Raw genomic sequence first — 12,782 nt, 5'->3', positions numbered from 1 at the left:
TTTTCGATGGGGTGGATCAAGGACGCCGGCGCCTCACCTCGTCTCGCCGCGACTGGAAAACCTTCGCCGATTTCGAAATCAGGCCGTTTCGTTCGGTTTCGGCGAGCCGTCGTTCAGGGCCTGGCGACGCCACTCCGTGGGCGTTGCGCCGGTCGCGGCGCGGAATGCGCGGTTGAAGGGACCCAGCGAGCCGTAGCCGAGATCGAAGGCGATCGCAGCCACGGTGGTCCGTGCTTCCTCCGGGTCCGCCAGCCGCCGCTTGGCGGCGTCGATCCTGTGGCTGTTCACGAAGTCGGCGAAGTTGCGATGCCCCAGACGTTGATTGATGAGGCGGCGCAGCCGGTGCTCGGGCGCGCCCAGCTCCCGCGCCAGGTCACCGATGGTGAGGCCTTCCCGACGCCAGCCCTCCCCGGCCATCAAGGCGGTCAGGCGCGAGAGCAGCTGCCGCTCCAGAACCTCGGCGCGACCCTCGCCCCCAGTGTCGGAGCGGCGCGAAGCGCCGAACATCGAGGGTCGCGTTTGCAGGGTGAGCAGCGCCATCCAGATGGCCAGCGCCGCGACGATGGCGCCGCCGCCTGCGCGGCCTGGGGCGATGGCGAGCCAGGGGCCGGAAGGATCGGCGCGGTAGAGGAAACCGGCCGCCACCAGGATCACGGTGTAGAAGCAGGCCGCGGCCAGAACCATGGCGCGGAACCGGCGACGTCCCTCCACGAGATCGTCCCGCCATCCGCGCACCACCACGAAAAGGGCATGGGCCGCCAGCAGCGCCCCGAAGGCGTTGCGTCCGTACCAGAGCCAGTCGAACAGCGGCGGCTGGGCGAGGCGCATCCACGGACCGGTGACCACCAGAAGCGCGGCCGGAAGCAAGCCCGGCGGTCCGATCTTCCGGTCGTCGAAGAGCGTCAGCACGAACAGCCAGAACAGTCCGCCGACAGGATAGGCGAGCGGCAGCAGGAGGAGGTGTGCCGGTCCGAGCGCACGGCAGAGTTCCGCCGACTCGGTGATCACCCAGGCGATCGCGGACAGGCCGAAGGCGAGGGTCGCGTAGCGCACGTTGGCCGGCGCCCCGCCGCGCCACACGACCAGGGACACGGCCGCAAGCGCACCGCAGGCGCCGCCGCTGACGAGTGCGGTCAGCAGGATCTCGGACTCGGTCATCGGCCGAGCTTAGCAGCAAAGAAAAAGGGCCGGGATCGCTCCCGGCCCTCGATCTTCTGAAGCGGGTGACCCGCGCCAGCCAGACTACTTGATCTGGACGGAGGCGCCGGCTTCTTCCAGCTTCTTCTTGATCTCTTCCGCTTCCTGCTTGGAAACGTTTTCCTTCACGTTCTGCGGAGCGCCTTCGACGAGGTCCTTGGCTTCCTTCAGACCGAGGTCCGGACGGACGCCGCGGACTTCCTTGATCACGTTGATCTTCTTGTCGCCGCCGGCGGTGAGAACAACGGTGAACTCGGTTTGCTCTTCAGCAGCAGCGCCGCCGGCGTCACCGCCGCCAGCAGCCGGAGCGGCGGCCACGGCCACCGGAGCGGCGGCCGAAACGCCCCACTTTTCTTCCAGCAGCTTGGACAGCTCAGCGGCTTCCAGGACGGTCAGGGCGGACAGGTCTTCGACCAGCTTTTCGAGATTAGCCATTTCGTTCGATCCTTAATTGCAGAGGTTTGTCGGGAAGATGACGATCTTAGGCGGCGTCTTTGGCGGCATAGGCGCCCATGACGCGAGCCAGTTGACCAGCCGGAGCCTGCAGAACACCGGCGACCTTGGTCGCGGGCGCCTGGAGGAGGCCGATGATCTTGGCGCGAAGCTGGTCCAGCGACGGGAGGGTCGCGAGCGCGCTCACACCCTTCTGGTCAAGAACCTGCAGACCCATCAGACCGCCGACGACGGAGAACTTGTCGTTCTCCTTGGCGTACTGGGTCGCGACCTTGGCGGCCGAGACGGGGTCCGGCGCGAACGCGATGGCGACGGGGCCCTTGAAGAGGGCGTCGCCCGCTTCGCCGGCCGCGCCTTCCAGCGCCTTCTGAGCCAGGGTGTTCTTCACCACCTTGAGCTGGGCGCCCTGCTCACGCAGCTTGCCCCGCAGATCGGTCATTTCCGCAACGGTCAGACCCATGTAGTGGGTCACGACCACGGCGCCGGAAGTGTCGAAGACGCCCTTGAGCGCCTCGATGGCTTCCTGCTTTTGAGCGCGGTCCATTGCGGTCTCCATACTCAGGTTCGACGTACGCGCGAGTGCGCACGCCGGTAAGCAACCTGTCCTGTGAGAGAAGCCGCAGCTTCGCGCCCGTCCGGATCGGACGACGGCGAAACTTCATCTTCCCGTCTCCCTGCGTCCGAGGAAGGGCTCTTCCCCGCGTTACGGCTCCGGTGGCCCCGGCGGCTGCGCAGTTCTTGGACAGGATGGACATGCCCGAAGGCGTGCCCGTCCTCGCCGTTCCTCCGGAGAGGATCGACGAAGCGCGGGCCTTTACACGATGCGCCCGCCGAACTCAACCCGCCGCCAGCCAGGCCTCGAGCCGAGCCGCCTTCGCGAGATCCTTAGGTCGCCCGAACTCCCGCAGGATGCGCAGCTGTTCGGCCGCGGTCGGCAGCGGCAGATCGACGCCCGCGAACCGCCGCCTCTCGGTGACCCGGATTTCCACCGGCGTCCAACCGGCGCCCGTGCGGAGCTGCAGATCGCCCATCACCTCGATGGCGCCTTCGGGGGCGCTATATCGCGAGAAGCGCGAGCGGAAGGCCGCCTCGGGCTCGGGCGTGTAGCCCCGCTCGCGCCAGGCCTGCCAAAGCAACTCCAGCCGCTCGGCGCCGCCGGCGGTGGTCAGCACATCGAGGTCCGGGCAGTCGTCCAGCGGCAGCCCCAGGATCATGAGCGCGCCGCTGCCGATGATCGTCCAAGGCGCCGGCAGCGCCGCGAGGTCGGGGGCGACGCGGCGCACCAGCGCTTCAAGATCGCTCGGCGTCATGGCCGCAGATACTCGCCCTCCCGCCAAAGAAAAAGGGAGCGGCGTTTCCGCCGCTCCCCTGATCTCGTTCGAACGTGTCGTCGGGCTTAGACGCCCAGCGAGGCCACGTCGATCTTGAAGCCCGGCCCCATCGTCGACGACAGGCTGACCTTCTTCACATAGGTGCCCTTGGCGCCCGAGGGCTTGGCCTTGTTCAGCGCATCGACCAGCGCCTTCACGTTGGCCTGGAGTTGTTCCTCGGTGAAGGAGGCCTTGCCGATGCCGGCGTGGACGATGCCCGCCTTTTCGACGCGGAACTCGATCGAGCCGCCCTTGGCGTCCTTCACGGCCTGGCCGACGTTCGGCGTCACCGTGCCGACGCGCGGGTTGGGCATCAGGCCGCGCGGGCCCAGCACCTTACCCAGACGGCCCACCAGGGCCATCATGTCCGGCGTGGCGATCACGCGGTCGAAGTCCATGAAACCGCCTTGGATGCGCTCCACGAGATCTTCGGCTCCGACGACCTCGGCGCCGGCCGCCTTGGCTTCCTCGGCCTTGGCGTCCTTGGCGATGACCGCGACCCGCACGTCACGGCCGGTGCCCGACGGCAGCGAGACCACCCCCCGGACCTGCTGGTCGGCGTGGCGCGGGTCGACGCCCAGGTTCACGGCGATCTCGACCGTCTCGTCGAACTTGGCGTTGGCGTTGGCCTTCACCAGCTTCACGGCGTCTTCCAGACCGTGGGTGGCGGCGACGTCGCCGGTCCACTTCTGCATGCGCTTCGGTTGCTTGGCCATGTGCTTAGGCCTCCACGATCTGAAGGCCCATCGAGCGGGCGGAGCCCTCGATGATGCGGGCGGCGGCCTCGACGTCGTTGGCGTTGAGGTCCTTCATCTTCTTCTCGGCGATGTCACGCAGTTGGCTGCGCGTGATCTTGCCGGCGCTGTCGCGGCCAGGCTTCTGCGAGCCCGACTTCAGGCCCAGCGCTTCCTTGATGAAGTGCGTGGCCGGCGGGGTCTTCGTGACGAAGGTGAACGACTTGTCCTGATAGACCGTGATGATGGTCGGAAGGGGCGTGCCCTTCGGTTCCTTCTCGGTCCGGGCGTTGAACTCCTTGCAGAAGCCCATGATGTTGACGCCGCGCTGACCCAGCGCCGGGCCGATCGGCGGCGACGGGGTGGCGGAGCCCGCAGGCACCTGCAGCTTGATGTAGCCCAAGATCTTCTTGGCCATCTTTGCCTCCAAAGGCCGGAATACCCGGCCGGTTTGAGCCGTGGTGCGGGGTTACGTTGGCCGCCCCCTCCCACGGATTTGAAATCGCAGACCGGACAGCGAAAACGCGCCGGTCTGCGAAGGGCGCGCTCGTAACAGGAATGGACCGCGGCGGCAACCGCGGCCCGGAATCTCGGCGAGCCTAAGCGATCTTCTCGACCTGGCCGTATTCCAGCTCGACCGGAGTGGCGCGGCCGAAGATCGACACGGTGACGCGCAGGCGGGCGCGCTCCTCGTCGACCTGCTCCACCGAGCCGTTGAAGCTGGCGAAGGGACCGTCGGTGACCCGCACCTGCTCGCCGATCTCGAAGGTGATGGTCGGCTTCGGACGCTCGACGCCCTCTTCGATGGCGCCGACGATCCGCTCGACTTCCTTCTCGGAAACCGGGATCGGCTTCGACCCCGAGCCCAGGAAGCCCGTGACCTTCGGAGTGTTCTTGATGAGGTGGTAGGCCTCGTCGGTGAGCTCCATCTTCACCAGCACGTAGCCGGGGAAGAACTTGCGCTCGGAGTTGACCTTCCGGCCGCGGCGGATCTCAACCACGTCCTCGGTGGGCACCAGGATCTCGGAGAAGTTCTCCTCCAGGCCTTGGGTGCGCGCCTGCTCGCGGATGCTCTCGGCCACCTTCTTCTCGAAGTTCGAGTAGGCGTGGACGATGTACCACCTGTGGCGCGGGTTGCTCTTCGTGGTGGTTTCAGCGGCTTCGGACATCTTCAAATCACCCGGCATTCGCCAGTTTGAGGACCTGGCCGACGCCCAGTTGAAGCACCAGGTCGACGACCCAGAAGAAGATGGCGGCCAGCAGGACCATGATCGCCACCATGACCGAGGTGATCCAGGTCTCCTTGCGGCTCGTCCAGGTGATCTTGCGCACCTCGGCGCGGACCTCGCGGGCGAACTGCGCCGGGCTCACCTTCTTCTTCGGAGCCTGAGCGACCGCAGCGGGCGAGGCCATGACCGCGGCCGTCTTGGCGGCGCGGTTCCTCATCGCTTGCGGAGTCGAACCCGGTTTCCTGGCCATGCGGCGTCTTCAAACTCGTCTTTGGAGCGACGACAGCCGCCGCCCCGGTTCAGCACATATAGGTGGGTGGCAGGAGTGGAGGGACTCGAACCCCCGGCCCTCGGTTTTGGAGACCGATGCTCTACCAGCTGAGCTACACTCCTAAAGCGCGAAGCTTTGCGAGCCCACCTTCCGGACAATGAAACAGCGCGCCGGAAGCCGGCTTGGGCCTCGGCGCGCGCGGCTCATCGCCGGAGCCGGGTGATCTAGCAGCGAGCGCCTGCCCCTGCAAGGGACCGCGTCGGCGGATCGAATGTGCAGGCGGGCCGTTTCAAAGCCATGCCTGAACGCCATGACCCCGCGTACAATCGCGACGACGAGCAGAAGCCGGGCCGGCCGCAGCGCAGCGCCTATGAGCCGGAAGGCTCGGAGGGACAGGCCGCCACACCGAAGACCTTGACTGATCCCGCCTCCGGGGAAAGCCAAGGCGGCGCGCACGCGCCGAACCAGGCCGAGGCTGACCAGACGGACGGCGTCCGTCGCCGCGCGCCGCCGTCCGCGCAAGACGGCTAGGTCCCCCCGACCACAACACGGCCCGCGCCCGACACGGATCTACGCACCGCGCCGCGGACCTCCTCAACCCGGATGGAGCCAAGGCCCGAGATCGAGGCGTCGAGGCTGTCGGCCACGCCGTCGAAGTCGACGCCGCCGATGCCGGAGACCGAGGCCTTCAGGGTGGTCGCACGCCCGTCGGACACCTGGATGCGGCCAACGCCGGAGACATCGGCCTGGACCGGCCCGTTCAGTTCCACGACCTTGACGCCGCCGGCGCCCGAGAGCCGGGCGTCCATGCCGCGACGGATGCGGGTCGCGTGTACATTGCCCGCGCCGGATATGCGCACGTCCAGACGCTCGGCGGCGCCCATCATTACCGACCCCGCGCCGGAGGCGCGAACCTTGGCCTCGCCGGTGGTGTCGGCGACGGTCCAGCCGCTGCACCCCGAAGTCTGCAGCTCGACGCTGCCGGAACGCCCGATCGAGCCGAAGACGGCCCCATCGGCCTCGATGCGGACGTCACGCGGCGTGCGGATCACCACCTGAGGCATCTCGCTCCAAGAGATGGAGCCGACCCCGCGGATGCGGACCTTGCGGCTGTCTTCCCTGCCGTTGCAGTCGCGCAGCCGCGAGCCGAGATCGCCAGAGATCACCGTGCGGTCGCCGGACTGGGCGATCCGCAGCGGAAGCTCGGCGGTCGGCCGGACGATCTCCACGCGGACGTCCGACCGCATTTCGGGGATGACGGTGACGCGGGCCACTGCGTCGTCGAACTGAACGATGGCGGCCTGAGCGGCCGAAGAGGCGGCTGCGGTCAGCGCCGCGGCGACAAGAAGCGCGATCCTGAGGCCCATCGGCCCTCTCCTTCTGAACAGCGTGAGCAGAAGGCTAGGGGCGACCCAGCCGGAAAGCACTTTAATTCCAAGTCATTACAGAGAAGTCATGGATGGATGAAAAAGGCCGCCGGGTTTCCCCGGCGGCCTCTTCAGAGTGCTTGGCTGTGGCCGATCTTACTTGATGATCTTGGCCACGACGCCGGCGCCGACGGTCCGGCCGCCTTCGCGGATCGCGAAGCGCAGGCCCTGGTCCATGGCGATCGGCGTGATCAGCTCGACGAGCAGCTCGGCGTTGTCGCCGGGCATGATCATCTCCACGCCTTCCTTCAGCTTGATGATCCCCGTCACGTCCGTCGTCCGGAAGTAGAACTGCGGACGGTAGTTCGTGAAGAACGGGGTGTGACGGCCGCCCTCTTCCTTCGTCAGGATGTAGGCCTCGGCCATGAACTCGGTGTGCGGCGTGATCGAGCCCGGCTTGCAGAGCACCTGGCCCCGCTCGACGTCTTCACGCTTGGTGCCGCGCAGCAGCACGCCCACGTTGTCGCCCGCCTGACCCTGGTCCAGCAGCTTGCGGAACATCTCGACGCCCGTGCAGGTCGTCTTCTGGACTTCGCGGATGCCGACGATCTCGACTTCCTCGCCGACCTTCACCACGCCCTTCTCGATACGGCCCGTCACCACCGTGCCGCGGCCCGAGATCGAGAACACGTCTTCCACCGGCATCAGGAACGGCTGGTCGATCGGACGCTCCGGCTGCGGGATGTAGGCGTCGACCGCCGCCATCAGCTCCAGGATCTTCTCTTCGCCGATGTTGGCGTCACGGCCTTCGACCGCCGCCAGCGCCGAACCCTTCACGATCGGAATGTCATCGCCCGGGAACTGGTAGCTGCTCAGCAGCTCGCGCACTTCCATTTCGACGAGGTCCAGCAGCTCGGCGTCGTCGACCATGTCGACCTTGTTCATGAACACCACCAGCGCCGGCACGCCCACCTGACGGGCCAGCAGGATGTGCTCACGCGTCTGCGGCATCGGGCCGTCCGCCGCCGACACGACCAGGATCGCGCCGTCCATCTGCGCCGCACCCGTGATCATGTTCTTCACGTAGTCGGCGTGGCCAGGGCAGTCGACGTGCGCGTAGTGACGGTTCGCCGTCTCATATTCCACGTGCGCCGTGTTGATCGTGATCCCGCGCGCCTTCTCTTCCGGCGCCGCGTCGATGTCGGCGTAGTTCTTCGCCGTCGCACCACCCGACTTCGCCAGCGTGATCGTGATCGCCGCCGTCAGCGTCGTCTTGCCGTGGTCAACGTGACCAATCGTGCCGATGTTGCAGTGCGGCTTGTTACGTTCGAACTTCTCTTTGGCCATCGGATCCTGCCGGCTTTTAAATCTAGGGTTCCAAAGGAGTTGGAGCGGGTAGCGGGAATCGAACCCGCATCCTCAGCTTGGAAGGCTGCTGCACTACCATTGTGCTATACCCGCCAAAACCGGTGCGGGGCCGCCGCAACTCCTCACGTTTCGTGTCACTCCGGCGCGTGGTGGGGGAAGTAGGACTCGAACCTACGAAGGCTGACGCCAGGGGATTTACAGTCCCCCCCCTTTGCCACTCGGGACATTCCCCCAGCGCGCTCGGAGCCTCGTCGAGGTCCTCGGAAATAAGACTTCCGCTTCAGGACGCGAGGGGCCATTGAGCCCGGCAACACTGTCCGAAAAAGCGGCGTCCCATCCGGGGGCCCCAATTTGGAGCGCGTCTTATAGTGGCCTCGCATCCCGAACGCAACGACGCCCGGAAGGGGAAAAAATTCCGCCCCCAAACGGGCTTTCGAAAGCCTGTTGGCCCAGGCGGCGGCAAGGGGCGTGACCCCGCATCAGACGAGTGGATATGGGGTTGGCATGCCGTGGAGGCCGCCCTCGACAACCCCCGCCGCGCCGCGCCGCTCCGGCTACTGGCGACCCCTGAGAGGGCCAAACAGCTGGAAGGGAGATTCGGCCGGCCGAAGGTGATTGAGACGGCCGACAACCACACGATTGGCCTGGCTCTGCCGCAAGGCGCTGTTCATCAGGGGGTGGCGCTGAAGCCGGCCCCCCTGCCCGACGTCGACCTCTCGGACTTCGAACCGCGGCCGGGCGCCGTGATCCTGATGCTCGACCAGGTGACCGATCCGCAGAACGTGGGAGCGATCCTCCGCTCGGCCGCGGCCTTCGGCGCCGTCGGCGTGGTGCTCCAGGACCGTCATGCCCCGAAACTGACCGGCGCCCTCGCCAAGGCAGCCGCCGGCGCCGTGGAGCGCACCCCCGTCGCACGGGTCGTCAATCTCTCCCGCGCCCTCGACGAACTGACGGACGCGGGCTGGCGCGCCGTTGGCCTGGCCGGCGAGGCCGACCGGACGCTGGCCGAGGCGCTCGACGGCGGCCCGACCGTCCTGGTCATGGGCTCCGAAGGTGAGGGGATCCGGCGACTGGTGGCCGAGCACTGCGACGAACTGGCCCGGATCGCCATGCCTGGCGGCTTCGAGAGCCTGAATGTCTCGAACGCGGCGGCCATCGCGCTCTATGAAGCGGCCCGCCCGCGAGCGTGACAGTTGCAGCGCTCTCCGCTCTGACGCATTGAGGCGCGATGTTCGAAGAGCTGCTCAGCCCCGGCGCCTTTTCCGCCCTTCTCCAGGTCCTGATGATCGACCTGGTCCTCGCCGGCGACAACGCCGTGGCCGTGGGCCTGGCGGCCGGCGGCTTGCCGGCGGAACAGCGGCGCAAGGCGATCTTCTGGGGACTTGTGGCCGCGGTCGCCACCCGCATTGGCTTCGCGCTTATCACCACCCAGCTGCTCGGCATCGTCGGACTGCTGTTCGCGGGCGGGCTGCTGCTGCTGTGGGTCTGCTGGAAGATGTGGCGGGAGCTGCGCGACCAGGCGGTTCACGAAGAGGAAGCGGCCGAGGCCGCGATGGACGACGACCCGCGCACCGAGCCGAAGGTCAAGCCAAAGACCTTCCGCCAGGCGCTGGTCCAGATCCTTATCGCCGACGTCTCGATGTCGTTGGACAATGTCCTCGCCGTCGCGGGCGCCGCCCGCGAGCATCCGACTATCCTGGTGTTCGGCCTTGTGCTCTCGATCGCCCTGATGGGCATTGCCGCCCACGGCATCGCGCGGCTGCTGCACAAGTACCGCTGGATCGGCTACATCGGCCTGGTCATCGTGCTCTACGTGGCCCTGCACATGATGTGGGAAGGCGCCCACGACGTGATCCTGCGCACGGGGAATGCGGAGGCGTTCAACGCCGCCGTCCCCACCTTCATGGAGGCGCATCCGAAGGCGCCCGCGCCGGCCCACTAGCCGGCGTCGGCGGCGGGCTCCCGGAAAGGGAGCGCCGGCTCAGCCTTCGTCGGCTCCGCCGAAGCGCTCGGCCCACTCGGCAACCTGGCCGTCCTCGACCTTCGCGAACAGCACCGGCGGCGCGGCGATCTTCGAGCCTTCGGTCAGCCGGGACAGCTCGGCCTGCCCATCCGCCGACGGCCAGTCGCTCGGCGCACCCTCAAAGGCGGATCGAATCGTGTTCGCCGCGAACGGGACGAACGGTTGCGAGACGCGCCCGAACAGGGCCGCCAGGTTCAGCCCGGTGCGCACCACAGCCGCGGCGCGCTCCGGATCTGTCTTGATCGCCGTCCAGGGCGCCGCCTCGGTCAGGTAGGCGTTGCCGGTCACCCACAGTTCGCGAACGTCCTGCGCGGCCCGGCGCATATTGATCCCTTCGAGCGAGGCGGTCAGCGCCGAGAGACCCGCCGAGACGTCGGCATAGAGCTTCGCCTCCAGGAGTCCAGGTTCGCCGCCGGCGGGTACGACGCCGTCGAAGCGGCTCTCCGCGAACTTGCAGATGCGGTTGACGAAGTTGCCCAGCACGTTGGCCAGGTCGCTGTTCACGGTGTTCTGGAACTGCTCCCAGGTGAACGGGCTGTCGGCGCTCTCGGGCGCGTTGGCGGTGAGGTACCAGCGCCAGTAGTCGGCCGGCAGCAGCTCGAGCGCCGCGTCCATGAAGACGCCGCGCTTCTGGCTCGTGGAGAACTTGCCGCCGTACCAGTTCAGCCAGTTGAAACTCTTCAGCAGGTCGACGGTCTTCCACGGCTCTTCGGAGCCCAGGATCGTGGCGGGGAAGCTGACGGTGTGGAAGGCGACATTGTCCTTGCCCATGAACTGGATGTAGCGGACCTCGTCGGCCCCCTTGTCGGTACGCCACCAGCGCTCCCAGTCGCCGCCGGTCGCCTCGGCCCATTCCACGGTGGCGCCGATATACTCGATCGGCGCGTCGAACCAGACGTAGAAGACCTTGTCCTCGAACCCGGGCCGGGGGAAACCGCCCTTCGTCACCGGGATGCCCCAGGCGAGGTCGCGGGTGATGCCGCGGTCGATCAGCCCCTCATCGAGATGCTTGTAGGCGATTGACCGGGTCAGCGGCGGGAACTCGGTTTTCGAATCCACCCAGGCGCGGATCTTACCCTCAAGCTTCGACTGCAGCAGGTAGAGGTGGCGCGTCTCGCGCACCTCGAGGTTCCGCGAGCCGGAGACGGCCGAGTACGGATCCTTCAGATCCATGGGATCCAGCAGACGGCCGCAGTTGTCGCACTGGTCGCCCCGGGCCTTCGGATAGTCGCAGTGCGGGCAGGTCCCCTCCACGTAACGGTCCGGCAGGAAGCGCCGGTCATCGAGCGAATAGATCATGCGATCCGTCCGCTCTTCGATGAGCCCCTTCTCCTCCAGCACCTCGCAGAAGTGCTGGGTCAGGCGGTGGTTCGGCGGATTCGACGAGCGGCCGAACCAGTCGAACGAGAGGCCGAACTGGCCGCCGATGTCCTTCTGGATCTGGTGCTGCTCGTCGCAATAGCCACGCACGTCTTGCCCCGCCGCGGCGGCGGCGAGCTCGGCGGGGGTGCCGTGCTCGTCGGTGGCGCAGACGTAGAGCACCTCATGCCCCTGGGCCCGCTTGAAGCGCGCATAGACGTCGGCCGGCAGCATGGAGCCCGCGAGGTTCCCCAGGTGCTTGATGCCGTTGATGTAGGGCAGCGCCGAGGTGATCAGGATGCGGGACATGGAGCTCCGGAACGTCGGGAGAGGGGGAAACCGCGGCTTATAGGCCGCCTCAGGTGGATCGCCAAAGCCGCGCCCGCAAGAAACGCTCGCCAATCGGCGTTATCGGCGCAAACTCCCCTCAGGGCCAGGCGGCGGCCCCACGAGTCGAGTCCCACCGGGACCTCGGCCCGGCCAACGAAGAACACGCCGCCGGTATCGGAGGAAACGCGAACCATGCGCAGGTTCATTCTTCTGGCAGGCGCCCTCGCCTGCCTCTCTCTCACCGCATGCGAAGGCCAGGTCAGCGAGGCGGAAGCCACGGCGCCGCCGCCGAAGAAGTCCCTGGCCAGACCGGCGCCGATGTACGCCGGCCAGGACCAGGTGCTTTCGGTCCAGTCCGGCGCCGTCGAGGTCGGCCGCACAGGCGGCCTCAACCTCAGCGCCAAGGCCACCGCGTCCAGCGCCGGGTGGAGCGATCCCGCCTTCCTGCCGCGGATCTATGCTGCTCAACCGCCAGACGGCATCTACGAGGTGGACGTCATCGCGACCGCTCCGGCCACCCCGGGCGCACAGGCCGCCACCCCGATCGACGTCAGCGGCCATTGGAACCGCTACACGGACGGCCGGGTGAAAGGCATCCGATTCATGTCCAAGACGAACGAGGTCACCGTGATGGTGCCGGCGTCGCCGGCAGGCGGCGGCTAGACCGAGATCGGGGCCTTGAAGACGAACCACGCGCCGGCGGCGATGAGAACGAAGCCGATGGCATGGTTCAGGGTCAGCCGCTCGCCCAGGTAGGTGACGGAGAAGACGGCGAAGACCGCCAAGGTGATCACCTCCTGCATCGCCTTGAGTTCGGCCGGTTCGTAGACGAGCCGGCCGATCCTGTTGGCGGGAACCGCCAGCCAGTACTCGAAGAAGGCGATCCCCCAGCTCACCATCACGATGATCCAGAGCGGCCGGTGCTCGACCTTGAGGTGGCCGTACCATGCGAAGGTCATGAAGACGTTCGACGCGACAAGCAGCAGGACAGGCGTCACGAAGGTCCAGATCGCGGGCATCGGGAGCGGCTCGGCTTTTCGGGCTTAACGGGCGGAAGTGAGCCCCTATAACCTGCGCCGCA

The 12,782-nt window shown here is 67.2% G+C and carries 16 protein-coding genes and 3 tRNA genes; 4 read left to right on the top strand and 15 right to left on the bottom strand.

Annotated elements, in window-relative coordinates; genetic code table 11:
- Window positions 1–78: 78 nt before the first annotated feature.
- The 9 genes from LRS10_RS15000 to LRS10_RS14960 form a co-directional block, all read right to left on the bottom strand.
- On the bottom strand, window positions 79–1,158 hold the full coding sequence (locus tag LRS10_RS15000; RefSeq protein WP_257837978.1) for an AraC family transcriptional regulator: 1,080 nt from the start codon (window positions 1,156–1,158) through the stop codon (window positions 79–81).
- A gap of 84 nt (window positions 1,159–1,242) precedes the next feature.
- Window positions 1,243–1,632 (bottom strand): 50S ribosomal protein L7/L12, encoded by a 390-nt coding sequence (gene rplL, locus LRS10_RS14995; RefSeq protein WP_257837977.1) that lies wholly within the window; start codon window positions 1,630–1,632, stop codon window positions 1,243–1,245.
- A gap of 46 nt (window positions 1,633–1,678) precedes the next feature.
- Window positions 1,679–2,194, bottom strand: a complete 516-nt coding sequence (rplJ, locus tag LRS10_RS14990) for a 50S ribosomal protein L10 (RefSeq protein WP_257837976.1) — start codon at window positions 2,192–2,194, stop codon at window positions 1,679–1,681.
- Between the two features lie 292 nt (window positions 2,195–2,486).
- Window positions 2,487–2,933, bottom strand: coding sequence for a hypothetical protein (locus LRS10_RS14985; RefSeq protein WP_257837975.1), 447 nt, complete (start codon window positions 2,931–2,933; stop codon window positions 2,487–2,489).
- Window positions 2,934–3,046: 113 nt separating this feature from the next.
- On the bottom strand, window positions 3,047–3,736 hold the full coding sequence (rplA, locus tag LRS10_RS14980; RefSeq protein ID WP_257837974.1) for a 50S ribosomal protein L1: 690 nt from the start codon (window positions 3,734–3,736) through the stop codon (window positions 3,047–3,049).
- A 4-nt stretch (window positions 3,737–3,740) separates the two neighbouring features.
- Window positions 3,741–4,172, bottom strand: a complete 432-nt coding sequence (rplK, locus tag LRS10_RS14975) for a 50S ribosomal protein L11 (RefSeq protein WP_257837973.1) — start codon at window positions 4,170–4,172, stop codon at window positions 3,741–3,743.
- 181 nt (window positions 4,173–4,353) lie between these two features.
- The gene (gene nusG, locus LRS10_RS14970; protein WP_257837972.1) at window positions 4,354–4,923 is read right to left on the bottom strand and encodes a transcription termination/antitermination protein NusG; all 570 of its coding nucleotides are present in this window, start codon (window positions 4,921–4,923) and stop codon (window positions 4,354–4,356) included.
- 7 nt (window positions 4,924–4,930) lie between these two features.
- A complete protein-coding gene (secE, locus tag LRS10_RS14965) occupies window positions 4,931–5,233 on the bottom strand; it encodes a preprotein translocase subunit SecE (RefSeq protein WP_257837971.1) in 303 nt (100 codons plus the stop codon).
- A gap of 67 nt (window positions 5,234–5,300) precedes the next feature.
- A tRNA-Trp gene (locus LRS10_RS14960) sits at window positions 5,301–5,376 on the bottom strand.
- Window positions 5,377–5,551: 175 nt separating this feature from the next.
- On the opposite strand from LRS10_RS14960, the gene LRS10_RS14955 reads away from it, so the two are divergent.
- Window positions 5,552–5,785 (top strand): hypothetical protein, encoded by a 234-nt coding sequence (locus tag LRS10_RS14955; RefSeq protein WP_257837970.1) that lies wholly within the window; start codon window positions 5,552–5,554, stop codon window positions 5,783–5,785.
- Here the strand turns inward: LRS10_RS14955 and LRS10_RS14950 are convergent.
- The 4 genes from LRS10_RS14950 to LRS10_RS14935 all read right to left on the bottom strand — a co-directional run bounded on the left by LRS10_RS14950 (window position 5,782) and on the right by LRS10_RS14935 (window position 8,222).
- On the bottom strand, window positions 5,782–6,621 hold the full coding sequence (locus tag LRS10_RS14950) for a DUF2807 domain-containing protein (protein ID WP_257837969.1): 840 nt from the start codon (window positions 6,619–6,621) through the stop codon (window positions 5,782–5,784). The two genes, LRS10_RS14955 and LRS10_RS14950, sit on opposite strands and share 4 nt — an antisense overlap.
- Before the next feature lie 156 nt (window positions 6,622–6,777).
- Window positions 6,778–7,968, bottom strand: coding sequence for an elongation factor Tu (gene tuf, locus LRS10_RS14945; protein WP_257837968.1), 1,191 nt, complete (start codon window positions 7,966–7,968; stop codon window positions 6,778–6,780).
- 40 nt (window positions 7,969–8,008) lie between these two features.
- Window positions 8,009–8,082, bottom strand: a tRNA-Gly gene (locus tag LRS10_RS14940).
- Window positions 8,083–8,136: 54 nt separating this feature from the next.
- Window positions 8,137–8,222: transfer RNA gene (locus LRS10_RS14935), tRNA-Tyr, on the bottom strand.
- Window positions 8,223–8,357: 135 nt separating this feature from the next.
- Between LRS10_RS14935 and rlmB the strand changes: the two genes are divergently transcribed.
- Together rlmB and LRS10_RS14925 are read left to right on the top strand one after the other, a co-directional pair.
- Complete coding sequence (gene rlmB / locus LRS10_RS14930) at window positions 8,358–9,179, top strand: 23S rRNA (guanosine(2251)-2'-O)-methyltransferase RlmB (RefSeq protein WP_257837967.1); 822 nt, start codon at window positions 8,358–8,360, stop codon at window positions 9,177–9,179.
- A gap of 38 nt (window positions 9,180–9,217) precedes the next feature.
- On the top strand, window positions 9,218–9,931 hold the full coding sequence (locus LRS10_RS14925) for a TerC family protein (RefSeq protein ID WP_257837966.1): 714 nt from the start codon (window positions 9,218–9,220) through the stop codon (window positions 9,929–9,931).
- A gap of 39 nt (window positions 9,932–9,970) precedes the next feature.
- Here LRS10_RS14925 and metG read toward each other — a convergent pair whose 3' ends face one another.
- Window positions 9,971–11,680 carry a methionine--tRNA ligase gene (gene metG, locus LRS10_RS14920; protein ID WP_257837965.1) on the bottom strand — a complete coding sequence of 570 codons (1,710 nt, stop codon included), beginning with the start codon at window positions 11,678–11,680 and terminating at the stop codon, window positions 9,971–9,973.
- 213 nt (window positions 11,681–11,893) lie between these two features.
- On the opposite strand from metG, the gene LRS10_RS14915 reads away from it, so the two are divergent.
- Window positions 11,894–12,364 (top strand): hypothetical protein, encoded by a 471-nt coding sequence (locus LRS10_RS14915; protein WP_257837964.1) that lies wholly within the window; start codon window positions 11,894–11,896, stop codon window positions 12,362–12,364.
- Here the strand turns inward: LRS10_RS14915 and LRS10_RS14910 are convergent.
- Window positions 12,361–12,720 carry a DMT family protein gene (locus LRS10_RS14910; protein WP_257837963.1) on the bottom strand — a complete coding sequence of 120 codons (360 nt, stop codon included), beginning with the start codon at window positions 12,718–12,720 and terminating at the stop codon, window positions 12,361–12,363. The two genes, LRS10_RS14915 and LRS10_RS14910, sit on opposite strands and share 4 nt — an antisense overlap.
- Between the last annotated feature and the right edge of the window lie 62 nt (window positions 12,721–12,782).

It is taken from the genome of Phenylobacterium sp. J426 (assembly GCF_024699945.1).
Classification (GTDB): Bacteria; Pseudomonadota; Alphaproteobacteria; order Caulobacterales; family Caulobacteraceae; genus Phenylobacterium.
Note: the sequence above shows the minus strand (reverse complement) of the source record. Positions and strands in the feature narration are given on the sequence as shown.